Annotated in this window: 20 protein-coding genes; 11 read left to right on the top strand and 9 right to left on the bottom strand. The window is 69.3% G+C overall.

Annotation, left to right across the window (positions count from 1 at the left end; genetic code table 11):
* The first annotated feature begins 12 nt into the window (after window positions 1-12).
* Complete coding sequence (locus E5P3_RS13435) at window positions 13-1260, top strand: restriction endonuclease subunit S (RefSeq protein ID WP_162586439.1); 1248 nt, start codon at window positions 13-15, stop codon at window positions 1258-1260.
* Window positions 1261-1366: 106 nt separating this feature from the next.
* Here E5P3_RS13435 and E5P3_RS13430 read toward each other — a convergent pair whose 3' ends face one another.
* On the bottom strand, window positions 1367-2332 hold the full coding sequence (locus E5P3_RS13430) for a LysR family transcriptional regulator (protein ID WP_162586438.1): 966 nt from the start codon (window positions 2330-2332) through the stop codon (window positions 1367-1369).
* Window positions 2333-2507: 175 nt separating this feature from the next.
* Between E5P3_RS13430 and E5P3_RS13425 the strand changes: the two genes are divergently transcribed.
* From E5P3_RS13425 to E5P3_RS13400, 6 genes are read left to right on the top strand one after another with little or no spacing between them, the layout of a single operon-like run.
* Complete coding sequence (locus tag E5P3_RS13425) at window positions 2508-2951, top strand: YybH family protein (protein ID WP_162586437.1); 444 nt, start codon at window positions 2508-2510, stop codon at window positions 2949-2951.
* Window positions 2952-2956: 5 nt separating this feature from the next.
* Window positions 2957-4114 (top strand): iron-containing alcohol dehydrogenase family protein, encoded by a 1158-nt coding sequence (locus tag E5P3_RS13420; protein ID WP_162586436.1) that lies wholly within the window; start codon window positions 2957-2959, stop codon window positions 4112-4114.
* A gap of 45 nt (window positions 4115-4159) precedes the next feature.
* Window positions 4160-5080 carry a TauD/TfdA dioxygenase family protein gene (locus E5P3_RS13415; protein WP_232073126.1) on the top strand — a complete coding sequence of 307 codons (921 nt, stop codon included), beginning with the start codon at window positions 4160-4162 and terminating at the stop codon, window positions 5078-5080.
* The gene (locus tag E5P3_RS13410) at window positions 5077-6324 is read left to right on the top strand and encodes an alpha-hydroxy acid oxidase (RefSeq protein WP_162586435.1); all 1248 of its coding nucleotides are present in this window, start codon (window positions 5077-5079) and stop codon (window positions 6322-6324) included. Before E5P3_RS13415 ends, E5P3_RS13410 begins: the two co-directional genes overlap by 4 nt.
* A gap of 17 nt (window positions 6325-6341) precedes the next feature.
* Window positions 6342-7334 (top strand): Bug family tripartite tricarboxylate transporter substrate binding protein, encoded by a 993-nt coding sequence (locus tag E5P3_RS13405; RefSeq protein ID WP_162586434.1) that lies wholly within the window; start codon window positions 6342-6344, stop codon window positions 7332-7334.
* Window positions 7335-7348: 14 nt separating this feature from the next.
* Complete coding sequence (locus tag E5P3_RS13400; protein WP_162586433.1) at window positions 7349-8146, top strand: fumarylacetoacetate hydrolase family protein; 798 nt, start codon at window positions 7349-7351, stop codon at window positions 8144-8146.
* A gap of 65 nt (window positions 8147-8211) precedes the next feature.
* Here the strand turns inward: E5P3_RS13400 and E5P3_RS13395 are convergent, their stop codons facing one another.
* Entirely contained in the window at window positions 8212-9195 is a 984-nt protein-coding gene (locus E5P3_RS13395; RefSeq protein WP_162586432.1) for an NADPH:quinone reductase, read from the bottom strand.
* A 104-nt stretch (window positions 9196-9299) separates the two neighbouring features.
* On the bottom strand, window positions 9300-9587 hold the full coding sequence (locus E5P3_RS13390) for a putative quinol monooxygenase (protein ID WP_162586431.1): 288 nt from the start codon (window positions 9585-9587) through the stop codon (window positions 9300-9302).
* A gap of 218 nt (window positions 9588-9805) precedes the next feature.
* Between E5P3_RS13390 and E5P3_RS13385 the strand changes: the two genes are divergently transcribed.
* Genes E5P3_RS13385 through E5P3_RS13375 form a run of 3 tightly spaced genes read left to right on the top strand, consistent with a single transcriptional unit; the run spans window position 9806 to window position 12448 of the window.
* Window positions 9806-11233, top strand: coding sequence for an MFS transporter (locus E5P3_RS13385; protein WP_162586430.1), 1428 nt, complete (start codon window positions 9806-9808; stop codon window positions 11231-11233).
* Window positions 11230-11535, top strand: a complete 306-nt coding sequence (locus E5P3_RS13380; RefSeq protein ID WP_162586429.1) for a hypothetical protein — start codon at window positions 11230-11232, stop codon at window positions 11533-11535. Before E5P3_RS13385 ends, E5P3_RS13380 begins: the two co-directional genes overlap by 4 nt.
* On the top strand, window positions 11516-12448 hold the full coding sequence (locus tag E5P3_RS13375) for an RNA polymerase sigma factor (protein WP_162586428.1): 933 nt from the start codon (window positions 11516-11518) through the stop codon (window positions 12446-12448). The genes E5P3_RS13380 and E5P3_RS13375 overlap by 20 nt, the downstream gene beginning before the upstream one ends.
* On the opposite strand, the gene ylqF is transcribed toward E5P3_RS13375, so the two are convergent.
* Together ylqF and E5P3_RS13365 are read right to left on the bottom strand one after the other, a co-directional pair.
* Window positions 12445-13398: a ribosome biogenesis GTPase YlqF gene (gene ylqF / locus E5P3_RS13370; RefSeq protein WP_162586427.1), complete on the bottom strand. Its 954-nt coding sequence runs from the start codon at window positions 13396-13398 to the stop codon at window positions 12445-12447. The two genes, E5P3_RS13375 and ylqF, sit on opposite strands and share 4 nt — an antisense overlap.
* Window positions 13399-13520: 122 nt before the next feature.
* Window positions 13521-14411, bottom strand: coding sequence for a LytTR family DNA-binding domain-containing protein (locus E5P3_RS13365; RefSeq protein ID WP_162586426.1), 891 nt, complete (start codon window positions 14409-14411; stop codon window positions 13521-13523).
* 141 nt (window positions 14412-14552) lie between these two features.
* Between E5P3_RS13365 and E5P3_RS13360 the strand changes: the two genes are divergently transcribed.
* The gene (locus E5P3_RS13360; RefSeq protein WP_162586425.1) at window positions 14553-15740 is read left to right on the top strand and encodes an acyltransferase family protein; all 1188 of its coding nucleotides are present in this window, start codon (window positions 14553-14555) and stop codon (window positions 15738-15740) included.
* Here the strand turns inward: E5P3_RS13360 and E5P3_RS13355 are convergent.
* The 4 genes from E5P3_RS13355 to E5P3_RS13340 all read right to left on the bottom strand — a co-directional run bounded on the left by E5P3_RS13355 (window position 15643) and on the right by E5P3_RS13340 (window position 17955).
* A complete protein-coding gene (locus E5P3_RS13355; RefSeq protein ID WP_232073124.1) occupies window positions 15643-16572 on the bottom strand; it encodes an aminotransferase class IV in 930 nt (309 codons plus the stop codon). The genes E5P3_RS13360 and E5P3_RS13355 overlap by 98 nt on opposite strands.
* A gap of 20 nt (window positions 16573-16592) precedes the next feature.
* Complete coding sequence (locus E5P3_RS13350; RefSeq protein ID WP_232073123.1) at window positions 16593-17066, bottom strand: MerR family transcriptional regulator; 474 nt, start codon at window positions 17064-17066, stop codon at window positions 16593-16595.
* The gene (locus E5P3_RS13345; protein ID WP_162586422.1) at window positions 17056-17469 is read right to left on the bottom strand and encodes a nuclear transport factor 2 family protein; all 414 of its coding nucleotides are present in this window, start codon (window positions 17467-17469) and stop codon (window positions 17056-17058) included. The genes E5P3_RS13350 and E5P3_RS13345 overlap by 11 nt, the downstream gene beginning before the upstream one ends.
* A gap of 108 nt (window positions 17470-17577) precedes the next feature.
* Window positions 17578-17955, bottom strand: a complete 378-nt coding sequence (locus tag E5P3_RS13340; protein ID WP_162586421.1) for a response regulator — start codon at window positions 17953-17955, stop codon at window positions 17578-17580.
* Window positions 17956-18088: the final 133 nt, after the last annotated feature.

Below are 18088 nucleotides of genomic sequence, written 5' to 3'. Positions count from 1 at the left end.
GGAAGTTATTCAATGAGCATTGCAGGGCTGCCCGAAGGCCAACGTGATTCGACACACCCGCCCCCCCGCATGGCCACGCTGGGGGAGGTCTGTGACATCAATCCCAGGTTGCCGAAGGACCACGGCCTGCAGGAGCACAGCGAGGTCGCCTTCGTGCCGATGGCCGCGGTGGACGAGGTCAGCGCCACCATCGCCCAGCGCATGGCGCGGCCCTTCGGCGAGGTGAGGAAGGGCTATACCCCCTTTGCCGAGGGCGACGTCCTCTTCGCGAAGATCACGCCCTGCATGGAGAACGGCAAGGTGGCCATCGCGCGCGACCTGGCCGGGGGCCGCGGCTTCGGCTCCACCGAGTTCCACGTGCTGCGCGCCCGCGAGCCCGTGCTGCCCGAATGGATCTACTTCTTCCTGCGCCAGCAGCGCTTCCGCAATGCCGCCAAGCGCAGCCTTACCGGCACCGCCGGCCAGCAGCGCGTGCCGACCGCCCACATGGCAGCCGCCGCCATCCCGGTGCCTGAACTGGCCCGACAGCGCCGCCTGGTCGACCTGCTCGCCTGCGCCGACAGCATGGTGCGCCTGCGGCGCCGGGGCCGCGAGCTCACCGAGCTGATGGTGCCGGCCCTGCTGGACGACATGTTCGGCGACCCGCAGAGCAATCCGAAGGCCTGGCCCCTGGTGAAGCTGGGCGAGATGCTCGAGGGCATCGACAGCGGCAAGAGCCCGCGCTGCCACGACCGGCCGAAGACCGAGGGCGAATGGGGCGTGCTGCGCCTGAGCGCGCTGAAGAACGCGCTCTACGACGAGTCCGACCACAAGACGCTGCCCGAGTCCGAGCGGCCGGACCCGCGCAACGAGGTGCGCACCGGCGACCTGCTGATCAGCCGCAAGAACACGCTGGAGCTGGTGGGCACGCCGGCCTATGTGTGGGAGACCCGGGGCCGGATCCTGCTGCCCGACCTGATCTTCCGGCTGCGCCTGCGTCCGGACGCGGGCGTGCACCCGCTCTACCTGTGGGCGCTGCTGCGGGCGCCAGCCATGCGAAGGGGGCTGCAGCTGCTGGCGAGCGGAACCGCCGCCTCGATGCCGAACATCTCCAAGGAGCGGCTGCGCACGCTCCGGGTGATGGTGCCGGCGGCGCACCTGCAGGAGGCCTTCGCACAGCGGATCGCGGCGCTGCACGCCATCGCGCTCCAGCAGGACGCGGCGTTGGCCCATGCGAAGAAAACCTTCGCGGCGCTGCTGGCGCGCGCCTTCGAGGCCTAGCAGGCGGCTGAATCCATCGAGCTGGCAGGTTCCAGCGCGCAGGAGCTCGAAGGGCTCGTGCGTTCCGGGATGGCGCAGTGGAGTCCGCTGATATGCCAGCTCGGGCTCAAGTCGGACCGGGCGGCGACCGCGTCCGCGAAGCCCTCGGACGCGTCGCGCCAGCCGCGGCGGGCAAGGCCCAGTCGGGTGGATGGCGCGACCACTCCTTGAGGAATTCCAGCAGATGCCGCACGCGGGTCGGCATATTGCGCCGGGTCGAGAACACGACGTAGATGTCGAGTTCCTCGGGGACCGACCCAGGCAGCAGCGCCTCCAGCGTACCGGCGCGCAGCTCCTCCGACACCATGTAGTAGGGATGGAGCGAGATGCCGGTACCGAGCAGCGCGGCCTGCTTGATGGCGTCGCCCAGGTTGGAGCGCACCGTACCTCGAACGCGCACCTCCTGCGGCGGATCGCCGGCGAACTTCCAGACGCCGGCGCTCGACTTGACGATATGCACCAGGCAGTTGTGGCGCGCAAGGTCGGCGGCCGTCGCGGGCCGGCCATGCCGCTTCAGATAGGCCGGCGAGGCCACCACCACCTGCGGCGACTTCATGAGCGACTGGGCGATGTAGCTCGCGTCTTCGAGCGAGGGCGCGATCCGGATCGACAGATCGAGTGCCTCGGTGACGAGGTCGGAGCGCCCGTCATCGTGCACCACGGTAACCTCGATGTCCGGATACCGATGCGTGAACTGCGAGATCAGCCGCATGAGGTGGTAGGCGCCGAAGGACGGCGGCGTTCCCACCCGGATCGCCCCGCGCGGCAGATGCACGACGTCGCGCACCTCCCCTTCGATCGCCTCGTAGCGCTCGAGCAGATCGCGCCCTGTTTCGAGCACGCGTGCGCCGGCCTCCGTGAGCGCGACCTGCTTCGAGCTGCGCTTGAGCAACTGGGCACCCATGGACGACTCGAGCCAGGCCACGTGCTTGGTGACCGTCGCCCGCGAGAGCGAGAGCTGCATGGCGGCACGCGCGAAGCTGCCGCAGCGGGCGACCTCGGTGAAGATTTGAAGGCAGCGAAGGCGATCCACGGGGCGTTCGTCGGAGGTTATTTTCCAGTTGCTGTCCAGCCTCGCGGCCGTCGGCAATGCAATCCAAGGTTTCCAAATCGCAAACCTTGGATTCTCGAACAGGGTGAGCCAGGGGGCAAGGCGGTGCCTAGACTTTGCCTTACGCCAGCGCGCCGACGAGCGCAACAACCGCCCCATGACATCTGTTCCCACACGACAAGCCGCACCGTTGCTCGCTGAGCTGACGCAGCAACTGCACGTCTTCTTCCATGCGCTCGACGTGCGCCGCTATGAGCGCATGCTCGAGCTGTTCACCGACGACTGCCGCTGGCTGCGCCAGGGGCAATGGCTCGAAGGCAAGGCCGCGGTGCGTGCGGCACTGGAAGCCCGCCCGACCGGCGTCGACACCCGCCATGTGCTCACCAATGCCCACGTGAGTGCCTGCCAGGGGGCATTGGTAGAGGTCGAGGCCTACATGACCGCCTACCGCTATCCCGCCGCGGCGCAGCCCGGCGATGTGCCATCCTGCCCCGGCCCGCTGCGCTTCAATCTCACAACCACCGTGTTCCGCCGCGATACGGACTGCGACTGGCGCATCGCGGAACAACGCATGGTGGCGGCCTTCGCCTTCGCTGGATGAATCCGATGCTGCCGGCCTCCTTCACCCACCGCGGCACGGCCACGCGGCTGGTCCTTCGCGAAGGCGCCATCGACGCCCTGCGCGCCGAACTCGCGGAACTCGGAATCGGGCGGCCTCTGGTGCTGGGCGGTGCGCGCATGCAGCGCTCCGAGCAGTTCGCCCGTGTCATCGCCGCGCTGGACGGTTTGCCGCATGTGCTGGCCGAGCCGGTACCCGCACATTCCAGCGTGGGCTTGGTGGAAGCGCTCGCCGCGCAATCGATCGCCGACGGAGTCGATGGCTTCATAGCCGTCGGTGGCGGAAGCAGCTCGGACACCGCCAAGGCGGTCGCGCTGCTGATGGCCGAAGGCGGCCGGCTCGCCGACCATGCGGTGCGCTTCACGCCACCGGCTTCACTGGTCGTGCCGCGCCTCGCCGCCCCCAAGCTGCCGATCGTCGCGATTCCACAGACGGCGTCGGGTGCCGAGGTGACGGTCTCGCTCGGCGTGCGCGACGACGACGGGGCCAAGCTCCTGTTCACGGACACGCAGCTCGCCGCCCGCCTGGTGCTGATCGATCCGCGTGCCAATCTCGAGATACCCGCCTCGCTGATGTGCGCCACCGGCATGAACGGGCTCGCCCACTGTATCGAGGGCCTTTATTCGAAGGAGCGATCGCCGTTGGCCGAGACCCTCGCACTCGACGCAATGGCGCGTTTCGCGCAGGCCTTGCCGGCCGTGCATCGCGCGCCGCGCGACGCCGGCGCGCGCGCGGCCCTGCTGTATGCCGCACACCTGTCCGGGCTTGTGCTGGTGAATGCCCGCACCTGCCTGCATCACGCGATCTGTCACGCCATCGGCGCGGTGACCGGCGCCGGTCATGGCGATGCCAATGCGGTGATGCTGCCGCACGCCGTCGCCTTCAATGCCGATGCCGCGGCCGAGCCACTGGCGCGCGCTGCAGCGGCGCTGGGCGCCGGCGCATCTGCCGGCGCGCTGGCGCGCGCGCTGCACGAGCTGCAGTCCGCCACTGGCGTTGCGACCCGGCTGCGCGACATCGGCGTGCCGCGGGAAGACCTCGACCGCATCGCCGCCAAGACGATGCGGGAGCGCGGCCTCTACTACAACCCCCGCCCGGTCGCCTGTGAGCGCGAGATCCGCGCTCTGCTCGACACCGCGTACTGAGCCGGCGGGCCACCGAACTACCCCCACACACAAGGAGCTCCACCCATGACCATGCGCATCATTCCCACTGGCGCAACGCTCGGTGCCCGCGTCGAAGACCTCGACCTTTCGCGCCCGCTCTCGGCCGAGGTCTTCGAGCAGTTGCTGCAGGCGCTCGGTCGCCACGGCGTGCTCAGCTATCCGAAGCAGGAACTGAGCGCTGCGCAGCTGCGCGACTTCTCGGCAAGCTTCGGCAGGCTCGAAGTCAATGTCGCCGGCGCCTACCAGGAGCCCGGCATGCCCGAGGTGATGGTGCTCTCCAACATCGTTGAAAACGGCAAGCCGATCGGCATGTCCGACGCCGGGCAGGACTGGCACACCGACATGTCCTACAACAAGATGATCGCGTTCACCAACGTGCTCTACGGCATCAGGATTCCCCATCGCGACGGTCGACCCCTGGGGAACACCGAGTTCTGCAACATGCACGCGGCCTACGAAGGCTTGCCCGATGCATGGAAGCAGCGGCTCGACGGCATGACGGTGCTGCACGACTTCGACAAGTTCTGGGAAATGATGCGCCGGGAGCGCGGCAGCACCCGCCCGCCACTCACCCCCGCCCAACGCGCGGCCCGCCCGCCCGTGTCGCACCCGCTCTTCCTGCGCCACCCCATCACCGGCCGCCGCGTGCTGTATGCCAACCCTGGGTATGCGGTGCGCATCAACGAGCTGGACCCGAAGGAGAGCGACGAAGCGCTCGAGTTCCTCTTCGCGCACCAGACGCGGCCCGAGTACCGCTATGCGCATCGATGGGAGACCGGCGACGTGCTCATGTGGGACAACATGGGCACCATTCACAACGCGATTCCCGACTACCGGCCCGACGAGCCGCGCCTCATCAAGCGCTGCCAGGTCATGGCAACGCGCTTCTTCCATGACGACGGTACGCCGCGCGAGGTGGCCCGCACGGAGCTCGAAGCCGCATGACCAGCGGCGTGGCCGACTGCTATTCGATCGCCGATCTGCGCGAGCTCGCGCGGCGCCGGCTGCCGCGCGCGGTGTTCGACTTCTACGATGGCGGCGCCGAGGACGAGCGAACCCTCGCCGGCAACGCCCAAGCCTTTGGCCGATTGAACCTGGCACCGCGCGTGCTCGTCGATGTCTCCGCGGCCTCGTCCACCTGCAGCCTGCTGGGCGCTCCCGCCGGCATGCCGGCCGCCATTGCTCCCACCGGCGCGGCCGGCTTCGGCTGCCGCGGTGCCGATCTCGCGCTTGCGCGCGCGGCCGCCAAGATGGGCATGCCCTATACCTTGTCGAGCAGCGCCACCACGGCCATCGAAACCATCGCCGACAAAGCACCCGGCCGCCTGTGGTTCCAGGCCTATGTGCTGCGCAACCGGGACTTCTTCTGGCAGCTGATCGAACGCGCCCGCCAGGCCGAGTACGAGGCCTTGGTCATCACCGTCGACCTGCCGGTCGGCGGCAAGCGCGAACGCGATTTCCACAACCACTTCGCCATCCCGTTCCGGTTCACGCCGCGCAACGTGCTCGACTTCGCCTCGCGCCCGCGCTGGGCGTTCGACATGCTGCTGCGCGGCATGCCGGTCATGGAGAACCTGCGCGGCCTCGAAGCCACTGCCACCCACGCGAGCGCCATCGCCTCGTCCGTCGGGCGCAGCTACGACCCGGCCTTCGACTGGGCGCGGCTGGCAGAGGTGCGGGAGCGCTGGCCTCGCAAGCTGATCGTCAAGGGCGTGAGCCGCGGCGACGATGCCCGGCGCCTGGCCACGATGGGCGTGGATGCGATCGTCGTGTCCAACCACGGCGGCCGGCAGCTCGATGGCGCGGTGCCCAGCCTGCTGGCGCTGCCCGAGGTGCTTCAGGGCACGGGCGGACGCCTGCCGGTGCTGGTGGACGGCGGCATCCGCCGCGGCAGCGACATCGCCAAGGCGCTCGCCATCGGTGCGCAAGGCGTGCTGCTCGGCCGCGCGACCCTGTTCGGCGCGGTGGCTGCCGGCGATGCCGGCGCGCAGCGCGCCCTCGACATCCTGCACGACGAACTGTTGCGGACGATGCGCCTGTGCGGCGCGCCAACCGCGGCGCAGCTCTCGGCCGACCTCCTGCGGCCTGCCGAACCAGATGCTTCGTGGCCTGCCTTGGCGGCTGCGCCGCCGGCGGCCCGCCATGTCGCGCTCCGCGCCCAACGAACACCCGAGCTCGTGAACCCCTGAACCGAAAAGGAAAGACCATGAAGAGACATACCACCCGCCGCCTCGTGCTGATCGCCGCCGCCCTGTGGGGCACCGCCAGCCTCTCCACGCCCGCCCTCGCCCAGGGTGACTATCCGAACAAGCCGATCAAGGTCGTGGTCGGCTATAGCGCCGGCGGGCCCACCGACGTGCTGGCACGCGTGCTCGGGCAGGACATCGGCGCCGTGCTCGGCCAACCGGTCGTGATCGAGAACAAGCCGGGCGTCAACGGCAACATCGCGACCGACTACGTGCGGCATGCTGCACCCGACGGCTATACGCTGATCGTCAACACGATCTCGCACAACGTCAATCCGCTGCTGCAGCCCGATCGCATCAAGTACGACCCCGTCAAGGATTTCACGCCCGTCAGCATGGTCGCGGTGCTGCCGCAGCTCATCGTCGTGGCGGGCGATTCGCCGTACAAGACGCTCGGCGACCTGGTGAAAAAGGCGCAGAGCGCGCCCGGCGCGGTCACCTACGGCACGGCCGGCGTGGGCGGCTCCGCGCACCTGGCGGCTGCGCTGCTGGAGCAGCGCAGCAACACCAAGATGAATCACATCCCGTTCAAGGGCAATGCGCCAGCGTTGACCGAGGTGATCGCAGGTCGCGTGGACTTCATGTTCTACCCCATGGTCGGCGTGTCCGAGTTCGTCACCGGCGGCAAGGTCCGCATCCTGGCGGCAACGACAGCCAAGCGCCACCCCGACTACCCGCAGGTGCCCACCACCGCCGAGCTCGGCTTCCCGGGCTTCGAGGATTACGCCCAGCCGATCGGCTTCATCGCGCCTGCGGGCCTGCCCGCCCCTATCGCCGCCAAGCTGGACGCCGCCATCGTCGCGGTCTTGAACAAGCCCGCGATGCAGGCAAGGTTCAAGTCGCTGGGCGCCGAACTGAAACACCTCGGCCCCGACGAATACCGGGAGTGGCTGGGGCAGGATCGCGCGCGCTGGGCGCAATTGATCCGCAGCGCCAACATCAAGGCCGAATAGACCGGGAGCGACGGATGAAGTGGGTCAATTTCTCTGTCCCCGGCGGGTCCAGCGCCTATGGGATCCTCGAGTCCGACGATTGCATCCGCGCAGTCCGCGGAAGTCCCTTCGACGCCTACGAGCCGACCGGTGCGGTGCATGCGCTGGCCGATGTGAAGCTCGAAGTCCCGCTGATCCCGAGGACCTTCTATGCGGCCGGGCTCAACTACGTCAAGCACATCCGCGAGTACGCCGAGCAGACGGGCGAACGGATCGCCGAGCCCAAGCAGGCCGACATTGGCTACCGTGCGGTCAACGCGCTCGTGGCGCATGACGAGGCTGTCGTCATCCCGCAGGACGCGCAGCAGGTCGAGTACGAAGGCGAGCTGGTCGTGGTCATCGGCAAGCAGGCCAGGCACCTGAGCGAAGCCGATGCGCTCTCGTGCGTGCTGGGCTACACCATCGGCAACGATGTGAGCGAGCGATTGTGGCAGGCATCGGACCGCACCTTCTGGCGCTCCAAGAACACCGACACCTTCAAGCCGATGGGGCCGTGGATCGAGACCGGGTTCGACCTGGACGCGGCCGAGACCACCGTGCGGCTGAACGGCGAGGCACGGACCCATTTCCGGACCGCCGACATGCTGTTCGGAATTAGCACCTTCATCAGCCGCATGACGCGCTACCTCACGCTCTACCCGGGCGACGTGATCTGGATGGGCACCGACGGCAAGTCGCCCCGGCTGAAGGCCGGAGACGTGGTCGAGGTCGAGATCAGCGGGTTGGGCTGCCTTCGCAACCATTTCGTGGCAGCGCAGGACATGCCTCGGTAGCTCGGCGGCGCTGGCGCACCTGGCAGGCCCGCGGGCCCGAGGGCCACCGGGAGCGCGCCGGTCCGTCACCCGCGCGTGCGCAAGACGACGTTGCCGACACGATCCCCTGCCTCGACCGCCTGGTGCGCGGCCACGATGTCGGACAACGGGAATACCGCGCCGACGGCATGCGCGAGGCTGCCCGCCTCCAGCAACGCACCGAGTTCCGCGATTGCGTCCTGGCGCTCCTGCGACAGCAGGTCGTAAACCAGGAAGAAGCGCAGCTCCAGCGAGCTCCACAGGAGCGTCCGGATGTCGACGGGCACCTCGCCGCGCTGATTGGACCCGTAGCCGACATAGCGCCCGTGCGGCTTCAGCACGCCTTGCGGCAGCAGTCGCGCCATGCTCGAGAAGTCCAGGTCGACGATGGCATCGGCGCCGGACCCAGCCGTGAGTTCCTTGACGCGCTCGGCCAAGGGCTCCCGCTTGTAGTCGATCACGTGCGCGGCCCCGGCAGCGACGGCATGGTCACGCCGGGCGGGAGAACCCGCCGTTCCCAGCACACGCGCCCCGCGCGCCCGGGCGAGTTGCGTCACATAGTGCCCCACGGCGCTGCCTGCTCCGGTCACCAGCACAGTGCGCCCTTGCAGATCGCCTGCACAACGCACGGCATGCACCGCCGTCAGGGCGGGAATGCCCAGGCAGGCCGCTGCTTCGAATCCAAAACCTGGCGGCAACTGCACGGCCTGCCCCTGCGGCACGGCGATGTACTCCGCGGCCGTCCCCATCGGCCGCTTCCACTGCCCGTTCCAGATCCAGACGGGCTCGCCGACGCGCTCCGCCGGTACCCCCGCGCCAACGTCGACGATGATGCCGGCACCGTCGCTGTGCGGAACGACGATCCCGGATTCAACGGGCCGGCCGGCCCGCGACTTCACGTCCGACGGGTTGACCCCGGAAGTATGGAGCTCGACGAGCACTTCCCCGGGCTGCGGAGCAGGCATGGGGAGTTCGCCGATCACCAGGACCTCGTGGGCCGGACCGTTTTGCGAGTACCAGGCAGCTTTCATGCGGCCCATTCTGCCGGTCACGGCGAGCCATTGCGTTCACGAATCGGAAATCCCGCCTTTCTTGAGCCGGACCGCGGCCGAAGGCGAAGGCACCCCGGTGAGCGCTAGGCGAGCCGGCTGTACGCGACGATCTCGGGCACTCCCGCGAGCAGCGGGCTCGCCGCGGCGAGCGCGGCGCCGACATGCAGCGTCTTCATGTGCGCCTCGGCGTCGGCCTTGTCCTTCCATTGCTCCACGGTCTGGAACACGTGGGGCGCCTCGGTCTGCTGGAAAAGCTCGTAGGCCATGCACCCGGGGTGCTGCCGCGACTTGGCCACGAGGTCGAGGAGGAGGCTTTTCGCGAGCTCCGCGACCTCGGGTTTGACGGTGATGCGTGCGAGGACGTAGTGCATGGCGGCTCCACCCAACAGTTCTTGGAGCGCATCTTGACCCGAAGAATGACTGAGCCGCAAGCAAAGGATGGCAGGACTCTGCGCTACTACCTTTTTAGTGCCGGGATGGAGCCATGTCGCGATGAAGACCTGCAGGCCTGAAGCCGGGGTGCCGCCGCACCGCATCCTTTTCACCCCGCCAATCGTCCTTGTCGCATCACCCGCGACAAGGAGATTTCATGGCACCCCCTGCAGTTCCACCCGACTCGAATCCGGACCAGGCACGCCGAAGACGCTGGATCCTCGCCCTCGCCTCGCTCGTCTCCTTCCTGGTGGCGCTGGACGCCATGGTGGTCACCACCGCCCTGGCCGCCATCGGCCGCGACCTCGGGGCCCCGATCGAAGCGCTGGAGTGGACCGTCAACGCCTACAACCTGAGCTTCGCCGTGCTGTTGCTGACCGGCGCCGCGCTGGGCGATCGCTTCGGGCGCCGGCGCATGCTGGTCGCGGGCCTGGCGCTGTTCGTGGCGGCTTCGGCGGCCTGTGCGGCGGCGGGCAGCGTCGCGGCGCTGATCGCCGGGCGCGCACTGCAGGGCGTGGGCGCAGCACTGATCATGCCGCTGGCGATGGCGCTGCTGAGCGCCGCCTTCCCGAAGGAACAGCGGGCCCGCGCGCTCGGCATCTTCAGCAGCGTCACCGGCCTCGCCCTGATCGCCGGCCCGCTCGCCGGCGGCGCGGTGGCAGAGGGGCTGGCCTGGCCCTGGATCTTCTGGATCAACCTGCCGATCGGCGCGACCTTGATCGTCCTCGTGATGCGCCGCGTGCCCGAGAGCCACGGCCCCGCCGCGGCGCTCGACCTGCCTGGCGCGCTGCTCGCCACCGGCGCGGTCCTCGGCCTGGTGTGGGGCCTGACGCGCGCACACGAGGCGGGCTGGGCCAGCCCCGAAGTGGCCGGCACCCTCGCAGCCGGCCTGCTGCTGGCCGTGGCTTTCGCTGTCAGGGAGCGCCTTGCAGCCGCGCCCATGGTGCCGCCGGCGCTGTTCCGCGCCCGCGCTTTCTCCTCGGGCATCGCGGCCAGCTTCCTCTTCTACGCGCCGATGTACGGCACCGTGTTCTTCCTGCCGCAGTTCCTGCAGGCCCAGGGTGCCGGCCCCTTCGGCGCGGGGCTGCGGCTGCTGCCCTGGACCGCCACGCTGCTCGTGGTGGCTCCGCTGGCCGGCAACCTGGTGAACCGGGTCGGCGAACGGCCGCTGGTGGTGGCAGGCACGCTGCTGCAGGCACTCGGCAGCGGCTGGATCGCGCTGATCGCGACGCCCGACCTGCCCTACCTGCGGCTCGTGCCGCCGCTCATCGTCGCCGGGATCGGCGTCTCGATGGCGATGCCGGCCGCGCAGAACGCGGTGCTGGGCGCGGTGGCGCCCGCCGAGATCGGCAAGGCCTCGGGCACGTTCAACACCTTCCGCTACCTGGGCGGCGTGTTCGGCATCGCGCTGATGGTCGAGGTGTTCACGCGCAGTGGCAGCCTGGCCTCGCCGCAGGCCTTCAGCCGGGGCTTCGCGCAGGCGATGGCCGTAGGTGCCGCGCTCTCGCTGCTGGCCGCGCTTGCAGCCTGGCAGCTTCCTTCTAGACTCATCCGGCCCGTGCCGGCGAAAGGACTTCCATCATGAAACGCATCGTCCAGTACAAGGTCAAGCCCGAGCGCGTGGCCGACAACGAGCGCTACGTCCGCGCGGTGTACGAGGAGCTGCATCGCGCGCGGCCGCCAGGCCTGCGCTACGCGACTTTCCGCTTGCCGGACGGGCAGAGCTTCATCCACCTGGTCTCCAACGAGGAGGCGGACGGCGCCAATCCGTTGACCGCGCTGCCTGCCTTCAAGGCCTTCCTCGCCGAGCTCCGGGAGCGCTGCGAAACGCCGCCGGTGACCACCGACCTGGAGGAAATCGGTTCCTATGGCGTCTTCGACCGCTGAGCCGGGCAGGCCCGGCGCAGACGCGATCCTCGGAACGCTGGAGGAAGCGCGCCGCCAGTTCCTCGCGCTGGTGGACGACGTGCGGCCCGAGCTGCACCGCTACTGCACGCGCATGACCGGCTCCGTGGCCGACGGCGAGGACGTGGTGCAGGACTCCCTGGCCCGCGCCTACTACCAGCTGTCGGAGCTGAAGGAGCTGCCTCCGCTGCGCCCCTGGCTGTTCCGCATTGCCCACAACCGGGCGATCGACCGCTGGCGCCACGACAGCCAGCGCATCGCCGAGCCGCTCGACGCGGCCCTCGACATTGCCGACGACGCCGCGCGCGAGCCCGACCAGGCGCTGGCGCGTCACCAGGCGGTGCATGCGGCGCTCTCCTGCTTCCTGCAGCTTGCGCCGGCCCAGCGCGGCTGCGTGATCCTGAAGGACGTGCTGGACCATTCGCTCGAGGAGATCGCGAGCGAGCTCGAGCTCAGCCTGCCTGCCGTCAAGGCAGCGCTGCACCGCGGGCGCACGCTGCTGCGCCAGTTTTCCGAAACCAGCGCGCCGCCCGTGCCGGCACGCGCTGTTCAACCGGCGCTGCTTCGCTATGCACGGCTGTTCAATGCCCACGACTGGGACGGCGTGCGCGCGATGCTGGCAGACGATGTGCGGCTGGACCTGGTCTCGCGTCGCAAGGCGGCCGGGCGGCGCGATGTGGCGCTCTACTTCACCAACTACGCGGGCATCGCGGGCTGGCACCTGGTGCCGGGCTGGCTCGACGGGCGGGAAGTGCTGGGGGTGTATCCGGCACCTGGTCCCGAGGATCCCGGCTACTTCGTCGAGCTGGTCTGGCGTGAGGAGCGCGTGGTCGGAATCCGCGACTTCCGCCACGTGCCCTACATCGCGCAGGAAGCGCGGTTCACGCCGGCCTAGGCATCGCCGGGCGGCGCGTCCTCGCGGCTCGGCGGCCCCTTCTTCTTGCGCCCCCGCGCCTCCTTCTTCGCCTGCCGCTGCGCATCCAGCACCTGACCCGCGGCCAGCCACTGCACGAACTCCTCGGGCGTCTCCAGCGTGATGCGCCCCAGGCTGCCGCTGCGGAACTCGTTCATCACAATCTCGGCCGCCTTCTGGAGGTTGACGCGGCCCTTGCCCAGGAGGGCGCCGCGCTGGCGGCCGATGGCATCGAGCAGCTCCTCGTCGCCAAGGCCGGCGACCGCCTCCAGCCTGAAGCGCGCCTCGAGCATCCCGGCGTAGTTCCGCTTGAGGTAGCCCAGCAGCTCCAGCGCCACCAACTCCTCGTCGAAGGCGTTGCGGCCGATCGCGCCGCTGGCGGCGAGGTTGTAGCCGCTCTGCGCCACGATGATGCGCGGCCACAGCATGCCGGGCGTGTCCCAGAGGTAGAAGCCGTCAGCCAGCACGATGCGCTGCTCGAGCTTGGTGACGCCGGCCTCGTCGCCGGTCTTCGCCTTGCGGGTGCCGACGAGGGTGTTGATCAGCGTCGATTTGCCCACGTTGGGGATGCCGCAGATCAGCACCCGCATCGGCTTGGCCATGCTGCCGCGCTGCGGCGCCAGCTCGCGGCAGGCGTCGACGAGCCGGCGCGCCGGGGTTGCCTGGCTCGCATCGAGGCCGATGGCGCGCGTGGCCGGCTGTGCGTTGTAGTGGGCCAGCCACAGCGCGGTGCGCTCGGGATCGGCCAGGTCCTGCTTGTTGAGCACCTTGAGCCCGGGCTTGTGGCCGGTCAGCTCGGCCAGCATCGGGTTGGCGCTCGAACCTGGCAGGCGGGCATCGAGCAGCTCGATGACTACGTCGATCTCGGCGATGCGCTCGGCAATGGCCTTCCGGGTCAGGTGCATGTGGCCGGGGAACCACTGGATGGCCATCGGGGACTTCTTTCTTGCTCGGGATCGGTGGAGGCGGCGATTGTCGCCGGTGCCCGGATGGCTTACCGGGGTACCTTCGCCTTCGGCTGCGGTACTGTTCGCCTTCGGAGCGGCCGTGCGGCTCAGGCGCGCAGCGCGTCGCGGTAGCGCCGGCTGCAGGGGATGCGGGTGCCGTCCTGCATCAGCAGGCGCGCATCGCCGCCTTCCAGCGGCTCGATCTCGGCCACCCGATCGAGGTTGGCGGCGTAGCTGCGGTGCACGCGCGCATAGCGCGCCGGGTCGAGCTGGGCCAGGAAGTCGGTCAGCGTGGCGCGCAGCAGGTAATCGTGGCCCTTCACCCGCAGGCCGACGTAGTTGCCCTGCGCCTGCAGCCAGTCGATGTCGCTGGCGGCAATCAGGAATTCGCGCCGCAGCTTGCGCACCAGGAAGCGCTCGGGCCGCGCCTGCGGCGGCTGCTCCGGCGCAGGCGGCGCCGTGCCGGCGGGCTCCTCCGGCGGATCGAGCACGCGCGCCTCGCCCTGCAGCCGCAGCATGAAGAGGCGGTAGCTCAGGATCGAGATCAAGAACAGCGCGTAGACGCGCACGTCCTTCAGGTATTCGTACACCCACTGCTCGGCCCCGCCGAAGTCGTAACGGCCGCCGGCCCAGGCATAGGCGGCCTTGCGCAACGCCACCATGCCCGCCACGTGCAGCAGGCTGAAGACCACGCTGCCCGCCAAGTGCCAGGGCAGGTTGCGGGCGAAGCCGGCGAAGCCGAGCGGAAAGCGCCGCTCGAAGGCGACCACGGCCGGCACCAGCGCCAGCAGCACCAGGTGGCTGGACAGCTCCCAGGTCACCGGCTGCCAGGTCGGGGGCGCCCGCCCGGCGCGATCGGCGTCAATCACCGCGACCACGCAGTTGAAGGCGGCTTGCAACGCCATCAACAGCACCCAGAAGGCGACTTCGGCACGCCGGCGGTAGGGCTGGTAGCGCTCGAACAGGTTCTTCGGGGTCTGGCCGGGGGTCTCGGGCATGGCGGCATTCTCCTGAATCCCGGCCCGGATTCATCCCTGCGGGCCGCCGTTCGTCCCAGGAGCCCGGCGGATCGTCACTTTGGAGCCCCACCAGGCACGAGCCGCGCCCAGCATGGCTGCCTTCGAACACCTGGAGCCGCCATGCCCCCCGAATCCCGCCGCCACGACATCGACGCGCTGCGCGCGCTGGCCTTCGGCCTGCTGATCCTCTACCACGTGGGCATGTACTACGTCGCCGCCTGGCCCTGGCACCTCAAGAGCCCGCATGCGGCGGCATGGCTGCAGGCGCCGATGCAGGTGGTCAACATCTGGCGCATGGACCTGGTGTTCCTGGTCTCGGGCGTGGCGCTGGGCTTCCTGTTCCGCGGCCGGGAGCCGCTGGTGCTGATCCGGCAGCGCGCGCTGCGCCTCCTGCTCCCGCTGGTCTTCGGCATGACGGTGGTGGTCCCGTACCAGGCCTATGCCGAGGCGCTGGCCCGCGGCCTGGTCGCGCCCGGGTTCGGCGACTTCATGCTGCGCTACCTGAGGATGGGTCCCTGGCCGAAGGGCGCCTTCGCGGGCTCCGATTTCGGCATGACCTGGAACCACCTGTGGTACCTGCCCTACCTCTTCGTCTACACCGCCGCGGTGGCGCTGCTGCAGCCGCTGCTGGGTTCGGCCGCCGGGCAGCGGCTGCGCGCCGCCTTCACCGGACTGCGGCGCTGGCGCCTCCTGGTGCTGCCCGCGCTGCCGCTGCTGCTCTACGCGCTGACCCTGGCGCCGCGCTTTCCGGCCACGCACGACCTGATCCATGATGGGTACCTGCACCCACTCTATTTCACGGTCTTCCTGTACGGCTACTGGATGGGCATCGATGCCGGCCTGTGGCGGGAACTGGAACGACTGCGCGGCTGGGCGCTCGCGCTGGCGGTGGGTTTCGTGACCGCCTACCTGGCGTTGCGGGCGGTGGGCGCCGAGGCCTGGCTGCTGCGCGGGCTGCGTGCCTTCTACCTGTGGACCGCGATCGCCGCCATCCTGGGCTTCGCCCGCCGTTACCTGGACCGCCCCTGGCCTTGGCTGCACTGGGCCAACGAGTCGGTCTACCCCTGGTACATGCTGCACCAGACCTTGATCGTGGCCGGGGCCGTGGTGCTCGCGCCCCGGGGGCTGGGCCCGGTGCTCGAACCGCTGCTGCTGGTCGCTTTCACCGTCGGGGGCTGCTGGCTCCTGACCGATGGGTTCATCCGCCGCATCAGCTGGCTGCGGCCCCTGTTCGGGAAAAGTCGATGGGCTGGCTGTAGGTCGGGTCGCGGTGCAAGTCCCAGTAGACGGCGAGCAGGCGCTGGGTGACCGACCCCGGCCGGCCCGCGCCGAGCACCTGGTCGTCCACCCGTGTCACCGGCAGCACGCCGCCGCCGGAGCTCGTGAGAAAGGCCTCGTCGGCGCCGCGCAGCTCCTCCGCCGGCAGGGCGCGCAGTTCGACTGGCAGTCCGAGCCCGCGGGCGATCTCGATGACGGTGCGGCGCGAGATGCCCTCGAGTACGCCTTCCTTCGGCGTGACGAGCGCGCCGTCTTTCACGCAGAAGATGTTGAAGCCGGGCCCTTCGACCACGTTGCCTTGGGCGTCGCTCAGCACCACCGTGTCGGCGCCGGCGTCGAGTGCGCCGAGCAGGCCCATCGTGAGATCGTTCCAGTGGTAGTTCTTGGCGGTCGGGTCGACCGAGCCCGCCGGAATGCGTTGCACTGTGCTCACCTTCAGGTGCAGGCCGCGCTCACGCTGCGCCTCGTTGGCGATCCACACGAAGGGCACCGCGAAGGCGTAGAAGCGGTTCACCGCCTGCCGCGGGTCGCGCGAGCCCCACGGCGGCTGGCCGCGCGTGACGATCATCTCCACGTAGGAATTGCGCAGGCCACTGCGCCGGACGCATTCGGACAGCACTTCGGTAATCTGCGCCGGCGTGAGGCCGGGGTCGAGCCGGAAGCGCTCGCAGCTGCGCATGAAGCGCTCCAGGTGCGCGTCGAGCCGGAAGAAGGCGCCGTCCCATACCGTGACCACGTCGTAGGTGGCATCGGAGCGCAGGAAACCCCAGTCGGTGATGGGAATCGCGGCTTCGGCGATCGGGACATAGGCGCCGCGCACGAAGGCGACGCCATCGGCGAGTGGGTGGGGGGCGGCAGGCACGGGTCGAGGCTCCTTGGGTTTCATGCACCTCTGGCCGCCTTGCGGGCGGACGAAGGTGCGGGCAATGCGGGCTTGCGAGCGGGTCGCGGCACATCGGCCCGGACCAACGGCGGCCGGTGGCCGGTTTGCATCCAGGCATCGTAGAAGTCGATTTTCGTCTCGACCAGCGTCAGCGCGCGCTTCCACTCGGCGATGGTGGCGTGCACCCGCTCGCGGTGGGCGGCGAGCAGGTCGCGGCGCTCGCGCAGGCTGCGGCTGCCCTGCATCGCCAGCGCCGTGTACTCGCGCATTTCCGCGATCGACATGCCGGTGGCGCGCAAGCGCTCCATCAGGTCCAGCCAGCCCACATGGAGCTCGCCGTAGACGCGCCGGCCGCTCTCGTCGCGCGCCACACCCGGCACCAGGCCCTGGGCCTCGTACCAGCGGATGGCATGCACGCTGCGGCCGGTGCGCGCGGCGAGCTCGCCGATGCGCAGGCTGGGGCTAGCCGGCACGCGCGGGCGCCTCCAGCACGGCATCGACCAGGGCGGTGTCCAGATACTCCGTCAGCGCCACGACCTTGCCGCCGGCCAGGCGGTAGATGAGGCAGTACTCGTTGTCGTACCGCTGCCCCGTCTTGGTGCTCACCTCGCCGCGGCACTGGACGACAACCTGGTCGTCCTCGGCGATGAAGGACTCGGCGGTGTTGCGGTAGCGCCCCTCGAACTGGGCATACAGCGGCGTGAGCAGCCGATCCTGCACCGCCTGCCGGCCCTCGTAGGTGCCCGACCAGGCGGTGCGGCCCTTCATCACCCAGCGGAAGTCCTCCGCCAGGCTGTCGAGGAAAGGCCTGCCGTTGCCCTCGGCGAGCTCGGCGTGGATGTGCTGGATGATCTGTTTGTTGGCGGTGGCGCTCATGGCGTGCTCCTTGGAATGGACCGGACGACCCGGCTCATTCATTGGAAATGCTCGAGCGCACTCTAGGTCAAGCGCGTGCCGAACTCAACGCCTGCGCAGCGCCGCCGCTCAGTTCCGGTGGCTAAGCTTCTCGCAGTAGTCGAGCAGCAGTTCGATCTCGGCCGACTTGTCGAAGAAGGCGTCCGCGCCCAGCGCCTTGGTACGGGCCCGCATGTCCGGCGTGGCGTAGTTGCTCAGCACCACGACTTTCTGGTGAGCCCCCCGGCGGCGAACGGCATCGACCACGCCGAGTCCGTTGCCCTGCTCGAGGAACAGGTCGACGATGGCCATGTCCCAGTCGTCGCGATGCCGGTCCAGCCAGTCCACCGCCTCGCGCTCGCCCGCCGCATGGGCCACCACAGTGGCGTCCGCGATGTCCTCCAGGAAACCCACGAGGTTTTCCCGGATCACGGGGTTGTCTTCAACCAGGTAGGTTTTGAAAGTCATGGCGGGCTGCGCGAAACGAAAGGGTTGTCGGAATCTGTCCTTGCTTGGTGTCATGATGGCTCGCGACCGTCGCCGCTCGGTGAGTCATCAGGGTCAACGCGGGTAGGCAACGACCTACCCGGTTAATACGGAA

The organism is Variovorax sp. RA8 (assembly GCF_901827175.1).
GTDB lineage: Bacteria > Pseudomonadota > Gammaproteobacteria > Burkholderiales > Burkholderiaceae_C > Variovorax.
This window is presented reverse-complemented; position numbering and strand designations above follow the sequence as displayed.